Source organism: Streptosporangium sp. NPDC023615, assembly GCF_040640155.1.
Taxonomy (GTDB): Bacteria; Actinomycetota; Actinomycetes; order Streptosporangiales; family Streptosporangiaceae; genus Streptosporangium.
Genome location: NZ_JBFABE010000080.1, coordinates 15795 through 36265 on the forward strand (window position 1 = coordinate 15795; position 20471 = coordinate 36265).

The window sequence follows — 20471 nt, forward strand, 5'->3', positions numbered from 1 at the left end:
CCGCCCCGGCAGGGGCCCACCGGCCGTGGCTCACTTGGAGGTGTAGAGGACCTTCCAGGTGCCCTCGTACAGGCAGTTCAGGGAGGGCTTGGAGGCCTTGGGCCCGGAGCAGACCTTCAGTTCGGCCTGGTAGAGGTCGTGCTGGGTGAAGGTGAAGGACTTGGGGGTGGCGTAGGAGCAGTCGACGACGCTGCGGTGCCTGAACGGCAGGTTCTTGCCGTCGGCGGTGCGGTAGGTGAGGCGGAAGACCGCCCAGCCGCAGGAGGAGGTGGCGCGGGTCAGGTCGTAGACCTTTCCGGAGATCCTGCCGCGCGCGGCGACCGGGAGGACCGCGTGGTCCTCGCCCGAGACCGTCAGGGTGCCGTGCGTCCTGGCCCTGCGACCGGGGGCGTGGTAGGTGCCCCACTTGATGGTGCCCTGGCCGGCGCTCTGCCCGGTGGCGGGGTTCGCAGCGACCGGAGCCGCGGCCGGTGAGGCCGGTGCGGTGGCCGCCTGCGCGGCCGCGGGGGCGATCGCGACGAGGGCGGCGGCGAGGGCGAGTCCCGTCAGGGAGCGGGTCGTCGTCATGGGAGGGGTTCCTTTCCGGCTGCTGTGCCCACAGTCTGTGACGCACCGCTTTCACCCCGCTTGACCGCCCACTGCAAACGAGTATCAACCGCCCGTCCGCAGGATGGCGAAGCCGACAGGAGACACGATCACGAAAGCACCGGAACCGGCGTCGACGGTTCGGGCCGACGCCGGAGAACAGTCCTTGTCCTTGAGGATCAGGCGAGGGCGTCGAAGCGGCCGTTCTTGATGCCGCCGACGAAGGCCGTCCACTCGTCGCGGCGGAACAGGAGCGTTCCGCCGTCGCGGTCCTTGGTGTCGCGGATGGCGACGTCGTTGCCGATGAAGGCCGTCTCGACGCAGCTCGCGCCGTCAGCACTGAGACTGCTCTTGCGCCAAGACGCGCTGGAGAGGTCAGGTTGCTGCACCTTGTGTCCTTCCGCTAGTGATCTTCGCGTAGGGATGCGAGTAGCGCAGTAGTGTCCACAGGGCTGAGTGCTATCGCGCGAAGATGCTCACACATCTGGTTATACCTCCGAATATCGGTTTCCTTCTCAAGGAACAGGTCACCGGCCATGCTGTCGATGTAGATCACATCGGGGTCGTCCGCGTTGTACTTCAGGACGATGAAGCTACCGGGCATTCCCGGATGGGCTCCGGCGGAGAACGGGATGACCTGGACGGTGATGTGCGGGCGTTGGGCTTGTCGGGCGAGATGTGCGAGCTGCTCGCGCATGATGGCGGTGCTGCCGACTGTCCGGCACAGAGCGGCCTGGTCGAGGATCGCCCACAACTGTAGGGGCGTTTCGCCCTCCAGCAGGGTTTGTCGCTGCATCCGGGCGGTAACGCGGTTTTCAATCTCTTTGTCCGTAGCGGCCGGTCGCACACCGCGGATCATCGCTCGTACGTAGTCCTCGGTCTGCAGCAGGCCGGGAATGAACAGCGATTCGTAGTTGATGGCTTGCTGGGCTTCGGCCTCCAGACTGATCAGGGCGTTGTACTGGTCAGGGAGATCGGCGTCGAAACTGTTGAGCCAGCCGCGCTGTCTGGCTTCCTTCTGCAGCAACACCAGGTCGGCGCGACGGTTGCCGGTGACACCGTAGAGGTCGAGGAGGGCATTGAGCGTGCGCAGTTGTGGCTTGGTCTTGGCCGTCTCGATCCGATAGAGCGTGGCGAGGTTGAGGTCGGTCTTCTCGGTCACCTCGATCTGGGCCAGTCCGGCCTCCTGGCGAAGGTGGCGCAGTTCGGCTGCCAGGCGGCGCAGCCGTACCGTGGGTGGCTGACGCCGGGTCGGCGGGGGCGTGATTTCGCTCATCTCATCTGTCTCCCGCATCTTTAGTGCCTTTCTGGATCATGCAGGCAATGTAAAAAGCCATGTTGCTTTTACTGAGTGTGATGGTGCATGCTCGCAGAGTTAAGTTTTCCAGGTGGGGTTCCCACCGGAAGGCGAAACGCATGATTTCCCCAGACGGCCGGGCGGACGATCTTCCCTCCCGAGGCGGCCCACCCCCGTACCGGGTGCCCGTCCGGCCTCAGCGGCACGACCGGCGACACACCTGCGACGCTCCCCGGCCGTGCTCTCCCGTAGGACCGGCGCCGTGCCCCCATCCCCCCGGTGGGGTTGAGCGGCGTCCCCCGTCTGCGAACGGCGCCGGTCCTACGTCCGACGTACCGACCAGGAGCGGGTGAAATGACAGGTGTAACCACCGAGCACTATCTGGAACTCTCCGTCTTCCCGACCTCGCCCTACTACGCCCGCGTGCACGTCCAGCGCGTGCTGGAGGGCTGGCGACGGGACGACCTGGTCGAGACGGCCCGGCTCCTCGTCTCCGAACTGGTCTCCAACGCGGTCAAGGCGCACACCTCCTGCCGCGCCGTCGCCGAGACGGCCCACCTCGGCCCGGACCGCATCTGGATGGACCTCTACCTGGTCGGCGAGACGGTGGTGCTCCGCGTCTGGGACGCCGACCGCAACCCGCCCCTCCTGCGCGACCCCGGCCCCGACGACGAGAGCGGCCGCGGTCTCCACCTCGTCGACCTCCTCGCCAACGACTGGGGCTACTACCGCCCCACCCCCGGCGGCAAGATCGTCTGGTGCACCCTGGCGTCCCCGCCACCCTCCCCCGAGGAACCGGCCGTACCGGCCCCTGAGCACTGAGAGCTGTTCCCGGTGAACCCCCGGCCCCGTGACACGCACACCCCGTCCGCACCGATGAGAGAGAACAGCCTTGGAAGCCTTCGAACGTGCCCGGCTGGACGCCTACTTCGCCAAGATCGCGGCTCGGTTCGTTCCCGACGAGCAGGTCACGTCCTTCCTGGTCACCCACCTGCTGCCCGAACGGCCCTGCTTCGTCCGCGCGGTCGCGGCGATGAGCCGCCTGCGGGCGGTGCTGCCCAAGCCCAAGTCGATCGACCCCGCCGCCCGGCGCGAGACCGAACAGACCGTCCCGGTCGACGGGCTCTCCCGTGAGCTGTTCGCCGACCCCGTCACGGCCCTGGACTACTTCGAATCCCGAGCCGCCACCGAGTCGATCGCGCTGCTGGACGTCGGCGGCCACTTCGCGCCGACCCTGGCCGAGGTGCACGAGCGCTTCTCCGGGCGGCTTCTCGGGGTGATCGAGGACACCGAGAACGGCCACCGCCGCTACCGGGATCTCGACACGCTGCCCTGTCCGGTGGTCTCGGTCGCCCGCTCGCCGCTGAAGGACCCGGAGGACTTCCTCGTCGGCCAGTCCGTGGTCTTCTCCACCGAGGCCGTCATGCGCGGCCGGGGCGACATCCTGCACGGCCGTCCGGCCCTGGTGATCGGTTTCGGCAAGCTCGGCAGCTCGATCGCCCGGCTGCTGCACGCCAAAGGTGTCCAGGTCACCGTCTTCGACATCGACCCCGTTCGCCGCACCCAGGCGTTGTCGCAGGGGTTCGCCGTCGCCCGCGACCGTCACAGCGCGCTGACCGGAGCCGGACTCGTCCTCTGCGCGACCGGTGCCGTGTCCCTGCGCGGCGAGGACTTCCCCCACCTGCGCAACGGTGCCTACGTCGCCACCGTCACCAGCAGCGAGGACGAGCTGGAACTCGACGGGCTGCCGGACGCCTACACCCGCACAATGGTCGGTGAGCACATCACCCGCTACCAGACGACCGGCCACTACTTCTACCTGGCCAACGGCGGAAACGCCGTCAACTTCTTGCACGGCGCCGGCTTCGGGCCGTTCATCTTCCTCGTGCAGGCCGAGATACTCGCCGGAATCGGGATGCTCACCCGCGGAGACCTCGCACCCGGTATGCATGAGGTCTCCGCGACCGACCGCGCCGCCGTCGCGGCGATCTGGCTCTCCTACTTCAACAGGTGATCGATTTGGCCATCACGGCAGACCACATCCGTACCGTCGTCAGCGACTACCTCGACGCGTATCCGGAGGAGAAGCGGTGTCTCGCCCCCGTCCTGGAACTGCTGGACGACGGCGCGGACCTCACAAGCCGCGGGGAGTTCCGAGGACACGTGACCGCCGGTGCGATCCTGGCCGACCCCGAGGGACGCATCCTGCACATCCACCACCTCGCCCTGGACAGGTGGCTGCTGCCCGGCGGTCATGTGGAGGCATCGGACGGCACTCTCCTGGACGCGGCCCTGCGCGAACTCGCCGAGGAGACCGGCATCCCCGCCGCTGTGGTCACCCCGGACGGCGACCGCCCCGTTCACATCGACATCCATCCCATTCCCGCCAACCCGGCCAAGGGCGAGCCGGACCACCGGCACATCGACTTCCGGTTCCTCCTCCGCACCGCCGACGAGGTCGGGACGCTCCAGACCGAGGAGGTCACCGCCGCAGCCTGGCGCGAGGCCGACAGCATCAAGGACCCCATCCTGAGACAGCGCGTCACCCGGGCACTTCGCTGAGGCTCTTCAGCGCCGTATCGCTCCGGCGGAGCCGCCTCGGTCCGGTGGATGCGAGCACGCGTGGCGACCGGCCGCCCGCTCCGATGTGCGCGGGCACTCGCGGCGACCGGTCGCCCCCGGCCCCGGTCCGGGCTCGGGAGCGACCGGTCGCCTGCGGGTCAGGGGTGACGGGCGAGGCCCTTCTCGACCTCCTCGATGATCCGCGGCCGCAGCTCGGCGCAGCTGATGATCGCGTCCACCGAGCCGACGTCGACCGCCCGCTGGATGCTGTGGACACGGTCGAACTCGGTGGCGACCTCGGTGAGCTTCTCGGCCCGCACCGACGAGCGCAGCTCGGCCAGCTCGGCGGCCAGCTCGGCGCGGGTGGCGGCCGGGGCCTCGGCGACGCGGGCGGCGAGCGCCAGGACGCGGGGGTCGTTGCCGGTGCGCTTGTCGACGTCGCGGGCGAAGACCACGGCGGCGGCCGGGGCGCCGCCGAGCACCGAGGCGAAGGAGCCCTCCACGGCCAGGACGGTCAGGTTCGGGTTGAGCGCCTTGGAGAACACCACGAACGCGCCGCCGTGGTAGCGCGAGATCACGCAGAACACGATGGGGCCCCGGAAGTTCACCACCGCGCGGCCGATCTCGGCGCCGTACTCCAGCTGCAGCCTGCGCATCGACTCGGGGGAGCCGTCGAAGCCCGACAGGTTGGCCAGGACGACCAGGGGGCGGTTGCCGCTGGCGGCGTTGATGGCCCGGGCAGCCTTCTTGGACGACTGCGGGAACAGGGTGCCGGCGGTGTAGGTGTCGGGGCCGTCGGTGGGGGGGAAGCCGCGGCGCGGCACCGAGCGGGACTCGATGCCCAGCAGGCAGACCGGCCGGCCGCCCAGGTGGACGTCCTGGACCACGGCGGTGTCGGCGTCGGCCATGCCCGCCCACCGCTCCAGGACCGGGTGGTCCTGGTCGGACAGCGCGCGCATGACCGTGCGGATGTCGAAGGGCTTCTTGCGGTCGGGGTTGGACTCGGCGGAGAAGATCTGGCCCACGGTGGCGAAGTCGCTGTCGGGCACGGCGTGCGGGAACGTCGACACGTCGCGGTCGGCCGGGTCGCCGGTGACCGTCCTGCGGGGCCCGCTCTCCCCGGGGGCGACGTAGGTGTGGTCGTAGTGCGCCATCAGGATCGCCCGCGCGCCGCGGATGTCGGGCGCCCAGTACTGGGCCTGGCCGTTGGGGCCCATGATGCGGTCGTACCCGCCGATGCCGTGGTTGTCCTCGGCCGACACGCCGCCGGAGAAGTCCAGGGACTGCTTGCCGGTCAGCACCATCGCCGAGTCCGGGGTCATCACCAGGATGCCCTTGGTGTGCATGAGCATCGTGGCCTCGGCGTTCCAGTACGGCTGGGCGCCGACGTTGATGCCCGCGACCACGACGTTGATCTCACCGCCGTCCTGGGTGAAGGTCACGATGCGCTTGAGCGCGGCCGCCACCCAGTCCATGTTCTCGGTACCCGACGACATCGAGATGCGGGCACCGGCCGACAGGGCGAACCACTCCAGCGGGACCCGCAGGTGCTCGGCCAGGTCGAGCGCGGCGATCACCCGCGCGCACTCGGGTTCGGACAGCGCGCCCAGCGCCTTCGTCGGGTCGCCCAGCAGCACGACGCGGGTCATGCCCTCGGGGTGGCGCGGCGTGGGCGTGCTGACGACACCGGCGACGAGCGCGGCGGTGTTACGGCCCTTGGGACGGTTGACCGGCACCAGCCTGGCGTGCTCGTCCAGGTCGTACTCGGTGAACGAGCCGAGCGGCCCGGCGAGCATGTCGGTCAGCTCGAAGGGGTGGTGGGTGCCGCGGGCGTGGGCGCGCAGCACCTCCTGGCGGTAGTCGTCGAGCGGCTCGATGGGCTCGGTCGGCGGCGCGATGATCGACAGCCGCATGCCGGAGCCGACCTCGTAGCCGACCCGGACGGCGATGTCGACGAGCTCACCGGTGGCGGCGTCACGGCGCCTGCCGAGGAAGAGCACCTCCTCCAGGCCCGCGCCCGCGGTCGTGGGCAGGACGCGCTCGGCCACCGTCTTGAGGTCCTCGGGCGACAGGTCGGTCGGCGGCCAGACGTAGATGACGATCCGGTTGGTGGCCGAGGTCTTGGCGCCGGGTTTCCTGGCACGGCGGATCGCGTCCAGGCAGGTGACGATGATGTCCTCGGCGGCGGGCAGCGCGACGAGCCTGCCCTCGTCGTCGCGCAGCGGCGTCAGGTCGCGGACCTGGCCCAGGGCGACGAGGCGTTCGTCGGAGGGGTTCTGCCGCGCGGTGGCGCGGAAGAGGTAGACCTCCTCGTCGGGCGCGGGCAGCCGGACGAGGTCGAAGTCGCGCAGCCGCTCCAGCTGCATGCGCTCGGCGATGCGCGGGTGCAGGCCGCGCAGCAGGCGCTCCTCGGCGAAACCGCCGGTGGAGGGCCGGAAGGTGAAGTGGGGGTGCATGACGGCGCCGCTGCTGCCGGCGACGGTCATGGTGATGCGGCCGATGCGGCCGGAGGGCTGCTGGGCGGTCAGGACCTCGCGCAGGCGCCCGGCCATCTCGTCGGCGTCGACGGGGGCGCCGGGCCAGCTCAGGTAGATGTCGGCGACGAGCTCGCCGTCGCCGGCGAAGGCGTCGACCGCCTTGACGGCCTGGTCCAGGGCGGACAGGTCGACGGCGGTGGTGACGAGGCGTCCGGTGCCGGTGGCGGTGCGGTGCTCGGCCACCACGAACGTGCAGCCGGCCACCTTGCGCGTCCGGATGTCGCTGAGCGCGCGGTTGCCGTAGTAGCGGCGGCCCAGCACCTCCAGCAGCGGTACGGGGTCGGCGCCCTCGCGGCCGATCCGCTGGCCGATCAGCCGCACCAGCGGCTGGGCGCTGGCGACCATGGCCGAGATGCGCTCGGCGCGGTCGGGGGCGTCGGGGTGGTGGTCGAGGTGGCGCAGGTGCTTGCGCACGGAGGCGTAGACCTTGGCGCGGGTACGGCGCAGCAGCGGCTGGGCGAACCAGGCGAACACGACGCCGCGCGCCAGGTCGGCGACGACGGGGAAGCGGATCTGGGTGGCGGCGACCAGGTGTTCCAGCGCCAGGCCGACGGTGACGCGGTGGGCCTCGGCGGGCGGGGCCTCCTCGGCCCAGCGGCGCAGCAGGGTGGTCACCACGGCGACGTCGGTGGCGGCGCGCTGCTGGGCCAGGAAGATCCGGAAGACCGCGTCCTCCAGCTCCGGGGTGCGGTCCAGGCCCTCGACGCCGTAGCGCGACAGCACGTGGGTCAGGCGCTGGCGGAAGGTCTCCGACAGCCCCGCGCGGTCCGGGTCGAGGTAGCGCAGGTAGGTGTGGAAGTACTCGCGGGGGCTGTGCACCGCCGAGGGGGACTTCGTCTCCTCCCCGGCGGGCCGGTTGCGGCTGAGCTCGCTCAGGTCGGCGAACAGGCGCAGCAGCTCGACCTCGCCGGCCGGGTCGTGCTCGCCGCTCGCGACGAGCTCGGCGCGCGCGGCCAGGTAGCCCTCCAGCAGACGCCTCTCGTCCCGGGAGTCGACGTCGAAGCCGAGCAGGAGGCCGCGCAGGTCCTGCAGGCCGCGCGCGGCCCTGGCGGCGGCCGGCACGTCGGCCGGCTCGGACGGCAGGTCCAGCTCGACGTCCGGGGCGCCGGCCGCCGGGCCGGACCTGTCGTCGCCGTCGCCCAGCGGCTCCAGGCTGAGCAGGCGGGCGCCGGCCTCGACCTGGCTGCCGACGGAGACCGAGAGCTCCCGCACGCGGCCGTGGAAGGGGGCGCGCAGCACGGTCTCCATCTTCATGCTCTCGACCACCAGCAGGGGCGCGCCCGCCTCGACCTCGTCGCCCGCCTGCAGCGGGGTGGCCACCACGAGCGCGGGCACGGGCGAGCGGACGACGCCGCCCTCGTCGCGGCTGACGCGGTGGGTGACGCCGTCGACCTCGACCAGGTGGATGGGGCCGTGGGTGCCGGTGACGATCTTGAAGCGGACGCCGTTGACGGTGAGATGGCCGCTGTGCTCGTCGAAGCGCTCGAGGTCGACGTCGGCGGCGTGCTCGGGGCCCGTGGCGCCGATGCCGATGCCGATGCGGAAGCGGTGGCCGCCGGTGCGGGCGACCCGGACGCGGTAGCCGACGTCGCGGAGCTTGAGCTCCAGCGCGCGGCCGCTGTCGTGCTGGGACTGCGGGCGGCCGCCGTGGGCGGCCGACAGGAAGCGCCGGCGGGTCAGGCTCTCCTCGTCCTCGTAGGCCTCGACGGCGGCGGCGATGAGCGCGATCGCGGAGTGGCGGTGGGAGACCAGGGCGCCCTGGGCGCGTACGCGGTCGATCCAGCCGGTGTCGGCCGACCCGTCGATCACCGAGGGCTCGTCGAGCAGCATGCGGACGAATCCCTTGTTGGTCACGCCGCCCTCGATGATGACGGTCGTCTGCGCCATGGCGCGGCGCAGGCGGGCCAGCGCCTCGGTGCGGTCACGGCCGTGCGCGATGATCTTGGCGATCATCGAGTCGAAGTCGGCGGGGATCGTGTCGCCCTCGCTGAAGCCGGTGTCCACCCGCACGCCGGGGCCGCTGGGCAGCGTCAGGCGGGCGATCCGGCCCGGCGAGGGGGCGAAGTCGCGGTCGGGGTCCTCGGCGTTGAGGCGCGCCTCGACGGCGTGCCCCCACTCCGCGGGGGCCGCGCCCTCCAGACGGCCGCCGGCGGCGATGTGAAGCTGGGCCTTGACCAGGTCGACGCCGGTGGTGATCTCGGTGATGGGGTGCTCGACCTGCAGACGGGTGTTGACCTCCAGGAAGGCGAACATCCGCTCGGCGGGGTGGTAGAGGAACTCGATGGTGCCGGCGCCCCGGTAGCCCACCTCCAGGACGAGCCGCTCGGCCGAGGCCTTCAGCTCGGCGACCTGATCGGCGTCGAGGACCGGGGAGGCCGACTCCTCGATGATCTTCTGGTTGCGGCGCTGGACCGAGCAGTCACGCACGCCCAGCGCCCAGGCGCCGCCCTGGCCGTCCGCGATGACCTGCACCTCGACGTGCCGGGCACCGGTCAGCAGGCGCTCCAGGAACACCACGCCGCTGCCGAACGCGCGCGCGGCCTCCTGGCGGGTCAGCTCGTAGGCGCCGGCCAGCTCCTCGGCGTTGGAGATCATGCGGATGCCGCGGCCGCCGCCTCCGGCGGTCGCCTTGAGCATCAGCGGGTAGCCGATCCGCTCGGCGGCGGCCGTGGCCTCCTGGAGGGTCTCCACCGGGCCCCGGCTCCACGGCGCGACGGGCACGCCGACCTGCTCGGCGATCAGCTTCGAGCCGATCTTGTCGCCCAGCTTGCGCATCGCCTCGGCGCTCGGGCCGACGAACGTCACGCCGATCTCGGCGCACAGCTCGGCGAACGCCGGGTCCTCGGCCACGAAGCCCCAGCCGACCCAGGCGGCGTCCGCGCCGGTCTCGACCAGGGCCCTGCGCAGGACCGCGTGGTCGAGGTAGGGCCGGTTGGCGGCGGGGCCCAGGTCGTAGGCGAGGTCGGCCTCGCGGACGAAGGTCGCCGTCCGGTCGGAGTCGGTGTACAGCGCGACGGTCTCGATCCGTGTCCCCGTCTCGGCGGCTAGGTCCCTGACGGCGTGGATGAGCCGCATGGCGGCTTCACCGCGGTTGACGATGGCGACACGACTGAACACTGAGCGGGCCTTTCGGAGGCGGTGAACACGGCGGTCGTCCCCGCCCCAACGGGGCTACATCCTCTCGGCTGTCCCCGGCCACCGGAATGGTGGGGACGGCGCGTCTTTCGCGGCCGGAGTTGTGGGGCTCGAACAAACGCGCCCGCCGGGTGGATGGGGTACGGCCGACGCGGTCTCGGACGCGTGGACCATCGTCCCACGAGCGGGTCCCCGCGGGTGCTACGGCCTCTCCAGGCAGGCGCCGAGCGCCGCCGCGCCCGCCAGCATCGCCAGGCCCCGCGCCGTCAGCCGGTCGCGCCACTGCCGCAGCGTCGCCTGCAGGGGCTCGGGCCCGCCGGCCGCGCGCACGCGCTCCAGCACGCGCGCGATCTGTTCCAGCCCGTGCCCGCCCCTGCGCAGCTGGTGGGCCAGCAGCACGTCGCGCACGTCGGAGGAGGTGTAGACGCGGTAGCCGGTGCGCGGGTCGCGCCGGGGCGTGATCAGCTCGGCCCGCTCCCACGCGCGCAGCGTCGCCGGCCGGACGCCGAGCCTGCGCGCCAGCGGCCCGATGAACGTCACGCCCGCCTCGGGCTCGCGTGGCGGCGCCAGATCGCGCAGCGCCCGCTCCACGTCCTCCAGCGTGTGCCGGTCGTCGGCCAGCTGCGCGTGGCTCTCGTCGATCAGCCGCAGCGCCTCCTCGACCGCGCCGGCGTTCACGGCCCGCATGATCGCTCCCGCGGCCGCGTGGCCGTGCGCCGGGATCAGCGCCAGGAAGGCGCGCAACGCCGCCGCGTGGCGCGGGGCGTAGCGGCGGTAGCCGTGCGGCGAGCGCTCGGCCGGAGGCAGGATCCCGGCCTCCTCGTAGTTGCGCACCGCCTGCGTGGACAGGCCGTGCTCACGCGCCAGGTCGATGGGACGCATGTGAGGGCACATCCTCGTCGTCGGCGGGAAAAGCCGTCGAAGCCTACACGGACGGCCAGTGATCTGTTCGGCGCTGAGGAGGGCTCGGCTCCGGCGGCCCCGTCGGACCTCCCGGGCGGGCGCCGCCGAGGTCGCGCGCCGTCCACGCCGCCGGGCGCCCGTTCGCCCGGCGGGCGGGGCGGTTCACCGGCGCGCCGGGCCGGGGGTTTGGCGCAGCGTCACCGGGACAGGAGCACCGGGAAGGAAGCGAACGTCCCATCCGACGGAGGGGGTCACCATGGGCCTCGACGACAAGATCTCCCACAAGGCCGAAGAGCTCAAGGGCCGGGTCAAGGAGAACCTCGGGCACGCCACCGGTGATGAGCGGCTTCAGGCCGAAGGGCGGGCCGATCAGGCCTCGGGAGGTCTCAAGCAGGCGGGCGAGAAGGTGAAGGACGCCGGCAAGAAGATCAAGGACGCCTTCACCGCCTGACGCCCCGCCACGGGCGACGACGCGGGCACGGCACCGGGTGCCGCGCCCGCGCCGCCCGCGCCGCCCGGCGCGGTCACTCCCACGTCGCGGACTCCGGGTCGACCCCGTGGACCCGGGCGTTCGCGAAGATCACATCGCGCAGCCAGACGGCCAGGCCCGGTTCGAGCGCGTCGTAGGTCCCGGCGTATCCGGGATCGTCGGCGTACGTCCGCCCGAGGCAGGCCTGCATCGCGTGCGTGCAGTCGAAGTACCCGGCGATCGACGCGCGGTGCCGCTCCGCCAGGGCGTTGGCCTCGTCGGAACCCGGCGCGACGCCGGCGCGCCGCGCGGCGGCGAGATCGGCGTTCAGGGCCTCGGTCGCGGCCATGACCTCTTGCCAGTCCCGCGCTGTCATCGCGGCGGCCCGCCGGGCGTACTGCGCCCACTGCGCGCTGTCGCCCCAGCGCTCCTCGGCCTCCTCGGCCAGGGCGGGCCGCCAGTCGGCGCCGAAGATCTCGACCTGCTCCTCCGGGGTCAGCCGTATCCCGGGCCGCGACGCCTCCAGCATGCGGTCGACGGCGCCGACCATCGTCTGCAGCCGGGAGATGCGTTCCGCGAGCTGTGACCGCTGCCGGCGCAGGTGGTGGCGCGCGTCGGCGTCCGGGTCGTCGAGGATGCGGCCGATCTCGGCGAGCGGGAGGCCGAGCTCCCTGTAGACGAGGACGCTGTGGATGCGGGTGACGTCGTCGCCCGAGTACACCCGGTAGCCCGCCCAGGTGCGCTCGCTCGGGCACACCAGGCCGATCTCGTCCCAGTGGTGCAGGGTCCGCACACTGACCCCGACCAGCGCCGCCGTCCGGCCGACGGTGAGGCCGTCGGGGCCGGGTGGCCCGGCGTCCCGCCCGGTGGTGGCCGGTTCCCGCTCGCGGTCGTCACTCGTCACCGGACCAGTGTCCCAGTGCCGCTCACCCGGCACCCCGCGCGGCGCCCCTTGCCCGGACCCTTGCCCGGACCCGGACCCGGACCCGGACCCGGACCCGGACCCGGACGCGCCGGTCGCCGCCCGAGGCCTCGTCGCGTGGTCCGCGTGACCGGCGTGACCGGCGTGACCGGCGTGACCGGCGGGGGTCGCGAAGGGCGTCACGCGCTGGTCGGCACGCCCGCGTTCACGAGGATGTCGCGGGCCGGCAGCGCGACGCTCTGGGCGGCGGTCAGGCCGGAGGCCGCCAGGTGGGCGTCCACGATCCTGAGGCCGACCGCGTACCCGGCGAAGTCCGGCAGCCCGACGGGTTCCTGTCCCATGTGCCGCGCGGTGGTGTCGCCGTGCACGTACGCGGACAGGTTCTGCATCCCGGCCACGTCGATCCCGGCCACGACCTTCTCGTAGGCCTCGTCCAGCGCCGCGCCGGTCAGCGTCGTCGCCCAGGGGCCCATGGCCTCCTCTCCCGACAGTTCCCGTACGAACGCCTCGGCCAGCCCCTCGGCCACGACCTGCTCACCCACCGTGACCTTCACGGGGTTCCAGGTCACGTTGGCGTAGCGCACGTTGTGGTGGAGTTCGTGTGCGGCGGCGTGGCCGATCTTCGCCAGGCTGGTCGCGGTGGGCCACATCGTCAGATGGATCCCTCCCGGGATGCCGCCCATGCCGAAGTAACCGGAGTTGAGGCCCGTCAGGAGATCCTCGTCGGGGTTGCCGAGCACCAGGACGACGTGCACGGTCTCGGCGCTCCTGACTCCGGGTGCCGCGTCGCTCAGCCGCTCCCACGCCGCGGTGAGGCGGTTCTCGATCTCGTCCCACACCCCCGCCTCGCGCATCCGCTCCAGGGCCTCCGGGTAGCGCGGGTCCTCGCGATCGATGCGGAAACCGCTGCCCCTTTGGTGCAGCTCGACGATGTCCCCGTGACCCACCACGGACATGACGCTCTGCAGGGGGGCGAGCAGGTCCCGCAGGGCGTCGGGCCGCTCCTCCGGCGGGCGCCGCAGGAGGTCGGCCATGGCGGACGCCGTGTCGTGCACGATGATTCTCATGACCCGGGACGGTAGACCCTCCCGTTACGGGAGGGACAAACCGCGCGCCCCTCACCGCGTGATCACTGTGCGGCCGGTGAGGCCGGCGCGAGGACGACGCCGGTGCGACCGGGCACCTTCGGGATTACCCGCCGAAGAGGCCAGGGGAGACCAGGAAGATCGGTGAGGGCCGGGAGGGCCGGGAGGGCCGGGGATCGCCCGGAGCGGGACACCCAAGAGGAAATTCGTACATCTAGGTGGATATAGGGTGTCCTGATGACGTCCCTGCTGTTCGTCGAGGATGACGCGGTGATCCGTACGTCGGTCGGCCTGGCCCTGGAGCGCTACGGCTACCGGGTGAGCACCGCCGCCGACGGGCTGGACGGCCTGGAGGCGGCCCGGGCGGGCGACCACGACCTGCTGCTGATCGACGTGATGCTGCCCGGCCTGGACGGCATCAGCGTGTGCCGCAGGATCCGGGAGACCAGCCAGGTGCCGATCCTCATGATGTCGGCCCGCGGCGACGGCCTGGACGTCGTCGCCGGCCTTGAGGGCGGCGCCGACGACTACGTGGTCAAACCGGTCGACCTGCCGGTGCTCGTGGCCAGGATCCGGTCACTGCTGCGCCGCGCCACCTTCGCCCGGCCCGCGACGGGACAGGCCCCGGCGGGCGAGGTGCTGACCTTCGGCGAGCTGAGCGTCGACACCGCCGCGCTGGAGGTACGGCGGGCCGGGCAGCGCGTCGAGCTGGCCCCGACCGAGCTGCGGCTGCTGCTGGAGTTCGCCGCCCACCCCGGCATCGTGCTGGAGCGGGCGACGCTGCTGCGCAGCGTGTGGGACTACGGCTGGGACGGCGACAGCCGCGTGGTCGACCTGTGCGTGCAGCGCCTGCGAAGGAAGATCGGCGCCGATCGCATCGAGACGGTCCGGGGATTCGGCTACAAGCTCTGCGGCACGTGAATCCGGCCTCGCTGCGCTGGAAGATCGCCGCCCTCGTCACGCTCGCCGCCGTCGCCGTCGCCACCGTGGTCGGTCTCCTGGTGCACCGGTCGACCTGGCAGCGCAACCTGGACGCGGGAGAGGATTACGCCCTGCAGGCCATCGACCGGTCCACGGCCCTCGACGTGGTGGACGTCGGGCAGCTCCCGGCCGCCCTGGCGGGCCGGCTGCGTCCCGACCGGCCGGTGACCTGGTACGGGGTCGATCAACGGGACGAACCGTGGATGTGGGCCGCCCGGCCCTACGGCGGCGACGGCCGCCAGGCGGTGCGCGTACAGATCTCGATGGGCTCAGAGCTGCGCAGTCTGTACGCGCTGGATCGCGACATGGTCAAGGCCGGGCTGCTCGCCCTGGCCGGGGTGGTGCCGCTGTCGGTACTGGTGGCCGAACTGCCCAACCGGAGGCTGCGGCGGGTCGCCCGTACCGCCCGCCGGATCGCCGAGGGAGACCTGGACGCCCGCGCCGACACGGGTGGCCGGGACGAGATCGCCGACATCTGTGCCGCCCTCAACTCCATGGCCACCGGCCTGCAGCGGCGGCTGCTGGCCGAGCAGCGCTTCACGGCCGATGTCGCACACGATCTTCGTACCCCGCTGATGGGCCTGCTGACCGCGGGCCGGTTGCTGCCCGAGGGGCAGGCCACCGACCTGGTCCGCGACCGGATCGACGTGCTGCGCGGCCTGGTCGACGACCTGCTGGAGATATCCCGCCTGGACGCCGGGGAGGAACGGCCCGACCGGCAGCCGGTGCCGCTGGCCGATCTGGTCCGCGAGTCGCTGCACCGCCTCGGCGTGCCCGCCGACCTGCGTACCACCGCCGGCGACGGGGGTGACGCGGTCGACGGCGGGGGCGGCGGGGGCGGCGGGGGCGGCGGGGGCGGCGGGGGCGGCGCGACGGTCGTCACCGACCCGCGGCGCCTGGAGCGGATCGTCGCCAACCTGGTCCTCAACGCCCGCGCGCACGGCGCCGCCCCGGTGGAGATCACCGTGGGTCCCCGCCGGGTCGTCGTCCGCGACCACGGCCCCGGTTTCCCTCCCGCTCTTCTCGCGGACCTGAACGACGGTCGGGCGCAGCGCTTCCGCACGGGACGGGCCGAACGGGGGCAGGGGCACGGGCTCGGCCTGACCATCGTGCTCGGTCACGCCCGCGTCATCGGCGCGGCCGTCCGGTTCGCCAATCCCCCCGGCGGCGGCGCGAGCGTCACCGTCACCCTGCCCGACCCGCCACCGGACCGCTAGCCCCGCCTCCGGGGGCCGCCGTGCCCGCCGGCGGGCTCTCACATGTCCCGCTGAATCGCCGCGACGAGCCTCCCGGAGGCGTCGAGGGCGGCCCCCAGCCCCCGCGCGGGCGGCGAGCCCGCGCGCTGGTGCAGGACGACGCCGAGGATCAGGCGCCGCCCGCTTCGTGCCGCCCACATCAGGTTCCCTCCCGCGGCGGTGCTGGAACCCGTCTTGAGGCCGATCACGCCCGACGTGCCGAGCAGCGTGTTGGTGTTGGAGATCGTGCCGGGGATGCCGGGGACGGTGGTCTCCCTCGTGGCGACGATGGCGCGCAGCACCGGGTCCCCCATGGCCGCGCGGGCCAGTTTCAGCTGGTCGGCCGCGGTGCTGCGGGTGGTGTCCTCGTAGCCGCTGGCGCCGGTGTAGACGGTGTCGGTCATGCCCAGGGCGGCGGCGGTCCGGTTCATCTTCACGACGAAGGCGGCCTGACCGCCCGCGTCCCAGCGGGCCAGCAGCCGGGCGATGTTGTTGCCCGAGCGGATCAGCATGAGCTGCAGCAACTGCCGCTGGGTGTAGCTCCGGCCCCGGATGACGTAGACGGTCGACTCGTCGGGGGAGGAGCTCTCCCGCTCGGCCGTGGCGTCGATCGTGATGAGCGGGCCGCTCCGGTTCCCCTTGAGGGGATGCTCTTCGAGGATCACGTAGGCCGTCATCACCTTGGCGAGGCTCGCGATCGGCACCGGCGTCCGGGCGCCCCTGACGCCGAGGACACCCTTCCCTTCGATCTCGACGGCGGCCTGGCCCTCCCGCGGCCAGGGTAAGGCGTCGGCGTCCGTCACGGGCCCGCCGTTCCCCGGACCGGGCAGGACGAGACCGGGCAGGACGAGGCTCGACAGGATCAGACCGGTCAGGACCAGGCCGGTCAGGACCAGGGTGAGCAGGGCGAGCGGGGCCGGACCGAGCGGGGCGGTGCCGCTCGTCGGGGCGGTGGCAGGACGACGGGCTCTCATGGGAGCCACCTTGGGCGACGCGGATGTCAACCCCGCCGAAGCGGTGTATCAGCGGCGGCTCGGCCGGCCGTCGGTCACGTATCCGCCGGTGGACCGCGTCCTTGAGGCGATCGCGTCCTTGAGTCGACCGCGTCCCTGAGCGGCCGCGTCCGCGAGGGGGCCGTCTCCCTGAGCGGACCGCTTCCCCGGGCGGGCCGCGTCCGTGGGATCGCGTCCGTGGGGATCGCGTCCCCGGGGGATCGCTCCGCGGGCGGACCGCGACGAGGGCGCCCCCGGGCGCGCCGCTCGCCGCGATCCCGCCGCCCGGCGCGGACGTCAGGAAGCCGCCTCCACGCCGACGTAGGCCGCCAGGTGCTCGCCGGTGAGGGTGGAGCGGGCGGCGACCAGGTCGGCCGGGGTGCCCTCGAAGACGATCCGGCCCCCGTCGTGGCCGGCGCCGGGACCGAGGTCGATGATCCAGTCGGCGTGCGCCATGACCGCCTGGTGGTGCTCGATGACGATGACCGACGTGCCGGACTCGACGAGCCGGTCGAGCAGGCCGAGCAGCTGCTCGACGTCGGCGAGGTGCAGGCCGGTGGTCGGCTCGTCGAGGACGTAGACGCCGCCCTTGTCGGCCATGTGGGTGGCCAGCTTGAGCCGCTGCCGCTCGCCGCCGGACAGCGTGGTGAGCGGCTGGCCGAGCCTGAGGTAGCCGAGCCCGACGTCGGCGAGCCGGCCGAGGACGGCGTGCGCGGCCGGGGTGCGCGCCTCACCGGCGCCGAAGAACTCCCGGGCCTCGATCACCGACATGGCGAGCACCTCGCTGATGTCGCGACCGCCGAGACGGTGCTCCAGCACCGACGCGTGGAACCGCTTGCCCTCGCACTCCTCGCAGGTGGTGGCGACACCGGCCATCATCCCCAGGTCCATGTAGATGACGCCGGCGCCGTTGCAGGTGGGGCAGGCCCCCTCGGAGTTGGCGCTGAACAGCGCCGGCTTCACGCCGTTCGCCTTCGCGAACGCCTTGCGGATCGGGTCCAGCAGCCCGGTGTACGTCGCCGGGTTGCTGCGCCGCGAGCCGCGGATGGGTGACTGGTCGACCGACACCACACCCGCCCCGGCGGGGATCGAACCGTGGATCAGCGAGCTCTTGCCGGAACCGGCGACGCCGGTGACGACGCACAGCACGCCGAGCGGGATGTCGACGTCGACGCTCCGCAGGTTGTGACGGTCGGCGCCGCGGATCTCCAGCACGCCCTTGGGGGTCCGCACCGTCTCCTTGAGGACGGCGCGGTCGTCGAGGTGGCGGCCGGTGACGGTGCCGCTGGCCCGCAGGCCCTCGACGCTGCCCTCGAAGCAGATGGTGCCGCCCGCCGTGCCGGCGCCCGGGCCGATGTCGACGACGTGGTCGGCGATCACGATCGCCTCCGGCTTGTGCTCGACGACGAGCACCGTGTTGCCCTTGTCCCGCAGCCGCAGCAGCAGGTCGTTCATCCGCTGGATGTCGTGGGGGTGCAGGCCGATGGTGGGCTCGTCGAAGACGTAGGTCACGTCGGTCAGCGCGGAGCCGAGATGGCGGATCATCTTGACGCGCTGCGCCTCACCGCCCGACAGCGTGCCCGACGGCCGGTCGAGCGAGAGGTAGCCCAGCCCGATCTCCACGAACGAGTCCAGGGTGTGCCGCAGCGCGGCGAGCAACGGCGCGACCGACGGCTCGTCGAGGCCGCCGATCCACCCGGCGAGGTCGCTGATCTGCATCGCACAGGCGTCGGCGATGTTGACGCCCCCGATCCGCGAGGAGCGGGCCTCCTGGCTGAGCCGGGTGCCCTCGCACTCGGGACAGGTCGTGAAGGTGACCGCCCGGTCCACGAACGCCCGGATGTGCGGCTGCATCGCCTCCCGGTCCTTGGACAGGAACGACTTCTGGATCTTCGGGATCAGCCCCTCGTAGGTCAGGTTGACGCCGTCGACCTTCACCTTGACCGGCTCCCTGTAGAGGAAGTCGTGGAGCTCCTTCTCGGTGTAGTCGCGGATGGGCTTGTCCGGGTCGACGAAGCCCGACTCGGCGTAGGTCCGTACGGTCCAGAAGCTGTCCGACTTCCAGCCGGGAATGGTGAAGGCGCCCTCGGCGAGCGACTTGGAGTCGTCGTAGAGCTGGGAGAGGTCGAGATCGGTGACCGCGCCCCGGCCCTCGCAGCGCGTGCACATGCCGCCGATACGGGTGAAGGTCGCCCTCTCGGTCTTCTGGGCGCCACGTTCGACGGTGATCGCACCGCTCGCCCGGACCGTGGGGATGTTGAAGGAGAACGCCTGGGGCGAGCCGATGTGGGGCTGTCCGAGCCGGCTGAAGAGGATGCGCAGCATCGCGTTGGCGTCGGTGGCGGTGCCGACGGTGGAGCGGGGGTCGGAGCCCATCCGCTGCTGGTCGACGATGATCGCGGTCGTCAGGCCGTCGAGCACGTCCACCTCGGGCCGTGCCAGCGTCGGCATGAAGCCCTGCACGAAGGCGCTGTAGGTCTCGTTGATCAGCCGCTGCGACTCCGCGGCGATCGTGCTGAACACCAGCGAGCTCTTGCCCGAGCCGGAGACGCCGGTGAACACCGTCAGCCGGCGCTTCGGGATCTCGACGCTGACGTCCTTGAGGTTGTTCACGCGCGCGCCGTGCACGCGGATCAGGTCGTGCCCGTCGGCGGCGTGCGGCGCGGGCGACCGCGGGTCCGTGCTCGTGGCCATGCTCGTCGTCTCCATCTGTCGTGCGGGACCGCCTTCGCGGTCTCCGCCGGCGTCACCCGGCTTGATCTAACCAGCTTCGAGCGGTACGTCCGACTTCCTTCACCCCGCTCCGGTTCGTGGAGCTCGGGGGCCCGGCCACGGCGCGCGCGGGGAGGCTCGCGGGGGCGGCGACACCCGTGGGGGTCATGCTAGGGGCGCCCCCGGGGGCGGCTCACCGGGACCGACCGTGATCGAGGCGGCGGTCACGAACAGGTCGACGTCGCGCATGGCCTCGCTGAACACCGGAGCCGGGACCTCCGTCAGCGGCGCCGGCTCCCACCCGCCCTCGACCGCCCGCCGGAAGTCGACCTGGCCGATGCCGGCGTGGTTCTCGTCGTGCAGGCAGTGGTGCAGTGCCGTCCGCCACCGCCCGGCGGCCAGCGTCCGCACGGCCTCCCCGCCGCTCTCCCAGTGCCCCAGGAAGTCGGACCGCCAGCCTCGGCGCCTGAACAGCGCGCGGAGCCTGCGGTAGTCCACCACGCGCCCGGCGAACCGGTCCGAGCAGGTCGCGGTCTCCTCCTCGGCGGGGGTGAGCAGGTAGACCTCGCGGAAGGCCTGCTTGTAGGGTTGGCGAACCTCCCGGTCCCGTACCACCTCCCGCCAGGCGCGCACCTCCTCCTCGGACGCGCGCGCCGGGTGCCACAGCCGCACCGGCACGTCCGGCACGCTCAACCCCAGTTCGGCCCGCCACACCCCGGGCGCGACCTCGAACTCCCAGATCAGCCGGTCGGTGACGGGGTGCCCCTCCAGCCGCCGGTACGGCGGAGCCGTCCCGGCGGTGCATCCGGCCTCCAGCGCCCTGATCAGGGTGGCCTGACGCCGCGCGGCGAGCGCGGCCAGCTCGCGCAGCCGCCCGGCCTCCTCGGGGTGCTCGCGCCTGACCGCCGCCGGGATCCCCTTCAGTCTCCTGTCCCCGTGCCACCACGACAGCTCGACCTCGTCGTCCGCCGAGATCACCGCCGTGTACTCGCCGACGGCCCGCCGGACCCGCCCGTCGGGCAGCCGGAACGCCACCTCCAGCCGGTCGGCCAGGGC

General features: G+C 72.4%; 16 protein-coding genes. 6 read left to right on the forward strand and 10 right to left on the reverse strand.

All coding sequences use genetic code 11. The annotated features are described in order from the left end of the window. Positions 1 to 30: 30 nt before the first annotated feature. From AB0G16_RS34180 to AB0G16_RS34190, 3 genes are all read right to left on the reverse strand, one after another. Positions 31 to 567 carry a hypothetical protein gene (locus tag AB0G16_RS34180; RefSeq protein WP_362814434.1) on the reverse strand — a complete coding sequence of 179 codons (537 nt, stop codon included), beginning with the start codon at positions 565 to 567 and terminating at the stop codon, positions 31 to 33. A 197-nt stretch (positions 568 to 764) separates the two neighbouring features. Beyond that, the gene (locus AB0G16_RS34185; RefSeq protein WP_362814436.1) at positions 765 to 974 is read right to left on the reverse strand and encodes a DUF397 domain-containing protein; all 210 of its coding nucleotides are present in this window, start codon (positions 972 to 974) and stop codon (positions 765 to 767) included. A gap of 14 nt (positions 975 to 988) precedes the next feature. After that, the gene (locus tag AB0G16_RS34190; protein ID WP_362814438.1) at positions 989 to 1861 is read right to left on the reverse strand and encodes a helix-turn-helix transcriptional regulator; all 873 of its coding nucleotides are present in this window, start codon (positions 1859 to 1861) and stop codon (positions 989 to 991) included. Positions 1862 to 2236: 375 nt separating this feature from the next. Between AB0G16_RS34190 and AB0G16_RS34195 the strand changes: the two genes are divergently transcribed. From AB0G16_RS34195 to AB0G16_RS34205, 3 genes are all read left to right on the forward strand, one after another. Continuing rightward, entirely contained in the window at positions 2237 to 2704 is a 468-nt protein-coding gene (locus tag AB0G16_RS34195; RefSeq protein ID WP_362814440.1) for an ATP-binding protein, read from the forward strand. A gap of 70 nt (positions 2705 to 2774) precedes the next feature. Beyond that, complete coding sequence (locus tag AB0G16_RS34200) at positions 2775 to 3896, forward strand: adenosylhomocysteinase (protein ID WP_362814442.1); 1122 nt, start codon at positions 2775 to 2777, stop codon at positions 3894 to 3896. Between the two features lie 5 nt (positions 3897 to 3901). Beyond that, positions 3902 to 4444: an NUDIX domain-containing protein gene (locus tag AB0G16_RS34205; protein WP_362814444.1), complete on the forward strand. Its 543-nt coding sequence runs from the start codon at positions 3902 to 3904 to the stop codon at positions 4442 to 4444. 158 nt (positions 4445 to 4602) lie between these two features. On the opposite strand, the gene AB0G16_RS34210 is transcribed toward AB0G16_RS34205, so the two are convergent. Further along, the gene (locus AB0G16_RS34210; RefSeq protein WP_362814446.1) at positions 4603 to 10098 is read right to left on the reverse strand and encodes a carboxyl transferase domain-containing protein; all 5496 of its coding nucleotides are present in this window, start codon (positions 10096 to 10098) and stop codon (positions 4603 to 4605) included. 219 nt (positions 10099 to 10317) lie between these two features. Next, on the reverse strand, positions 10318 to 10998 hold the full coding sequence (locus tag AB0G16_RS34215) for a MerR family transcriptional regulator (protein WP_362814448.1): 681 nt from the start codon (positions 10996 to 10998) through the stop codon (positions 10318 to 10320). A gap of 277 nt (positions 10999 to 11275) precedes the next feature. Between AB0G16_RS34215 and AB0G16_RS34220 the strand changes: the two genes are divergently transcribed. Then, positions 11276 to 11470, forward strand: coding sequence for a CsbD family protein (locus tag AB0G16_RS34220; RefSeq protein ID WP_362814450.1), 195 nt, complete (start codon positions 11276 to 11278; stop codon positions 11468 to 11470). Positions 11471 to 11543: 73 nt separating this feature from the next. On the opposite strand, the gene AB0G16_RS34225 is transcribed toward AB0G16_RS34220, so the two are convergent. Further along, the gene (locus AB0G16_RS34225; RefSeq protein WP_362814452.1) at positions 11544 to 12392 is read right to left on the reverse strand and encodes a MerR family transcriptional regulator; all 849 of its coding nucleotides are present in this window, start codon (positions 12390 to 12392) and stop codon (positions 11544 to 11546) included. A 197-nt stretch (positions 12393 to 12589) separates the two neighbouring features. Beyond that, a complete protein-coding gene (locus AB0G16_RS34230; protein WP_362814454.1) occupies positions 12590 to 13477 on the reverse strand; it encodes a DUF2268 domain-containing putative Zn-dependent protease in 888 nt (295 codons plus the stop codon). 255 nt (positions 13478 to 13732) lie between these two features. Between AB0G16_RS34230 and cseB the strand changes: the two genes are divergently transcribed. Together cseB and AB0G16_RS34240 are read left to right on the forward strand one after the other, a co-directional pair. Continuing rightward, positions 13733 to 14416 (forward strand): two-component system response regulator CseB, encoded by a 684-nt coding sequence (cseB, locus tag AB0G16_RS34235; RefSeq protein WP_362814456.1) that lies wholly within the window; start codon positions 13733 to 13735, stop codon positions 14414 to 14416. Continuing rightward, positions 14413 to 15693, forward strand: a complete 1281-nt coding sequence (locus AB0G16_RS34240; RefSeq protein ID WP_362814458.1) for a HAMP domain-containing sensor histidine kinase — start codon at positions 14413 to 14415, stop codon at positions 15691 to 15693. Before cseB ends, AB0G16_RS34240 begins: the two co-directional genes overlap by 4 nt. Positions 15694 to 15731: 38 nt before the next feature. On the opposite strand, the gene AB0G16_RS34245 is transcribed toward AB0G16_RS34240, so the two are convergent. The 3 genes from AB0G16_RS34245 to AB0G16_RS34255 all read right to left on the reverse strand — a co-directional run. Next, positions 15732 to 16685, reverse strand: a complete 954-nt coding sequence (locus AB0G16_RS34245; RefSeq protein WP_362814460.1) for a serine hydrolase — start codon at positions 16683 to 16685, stop codon at positions 15732 to 15734. A 315-nt stretch (positions 16686 to 17000) separates the two neighbouring features. Further along, positions 17001 to 19397, reverse strand: coding sequence for an excinuclease ABC subunit UvrA (locus tag AB0G16_RS34250; RefSeq protein ID WP_362814462.1), 2397 nt, complete (start codon positions 19395 to 19397; stop codon positions 17001 to 17003). 183 nt (positions 19398 to 19580) lie between these two features. After that, a partial coding sequence (locus tag AB0G16_RS34255) for a DUF4132 domain-containing protein (protein ID WP_362814464.1) occupies positions 19581 to 20471 on the reverse strand: 891 nt, incomplete at its 5' end.

Coding starts and splice junctions, on each gene's coding strand:
- AB0G16_RS34250 (WP_362814462.1), bottom strand. CDS start 19,397: ATGGCCACGAGCACGGACCCGCGGTCGCCCGCGCCGCACGCCGCCGAC.
- AB0G16_RS34190 (WP_362814438.1), bottom strand. CDS start 1,861: ATGAGCGAAATCACGCCCCCGCCGACCCGGCGTCAGCCACCCACGGTA.
- AB0G16_RS34195 (WP_362814440.1), top strand. CDS start 2,237: ATGACAGGTGTAACCACCGAGCACTATCTGGAACTCTCCGTCTTCCCG.
- AB0G16_RS34230 (WP_362814454.1), bottom strand. CDS start 13,477: ATGAGAATCATCGTGCACGACACGGCGTCCGCCATGGCCGACCTCCTG.
- AB0G16_RS34245 (WP_362814460.1), bottom strand. CDS start 16,685: ATGAGAGCCCGTCGTCCTGCCACCGCCCCGACGAGCGGCACCGCCCCG.
- AB0G16_RS34180 (WP_362814434.1), bottom strand. CDS start 567: ATGACGACGACCCGCTCCCTGACGGGACTCGCCCTCGCCGCCGCCCTC.
- AB0G16_RS34215 (WP_362814448.1), bottom strand. CDS start 10,998: ATGCGTCCCATCGACCTGGCGCGTGAGCACGGCCTGTCCACGCAGGCG.
- cseB (WP_362814456.1), top strand. CDS start 13,733: ATGACGTCCCTGCTGTTCGTCGAGGATGACGCGGTGATCCGTACGTCG.
- AB0G16_RS34220 (WP_362814450.1), top strand. CDS start 11,276: ATGGGCCTCGACGACAAGATCTCCCACAAGGCCGAAGAGCTCAAGGGC.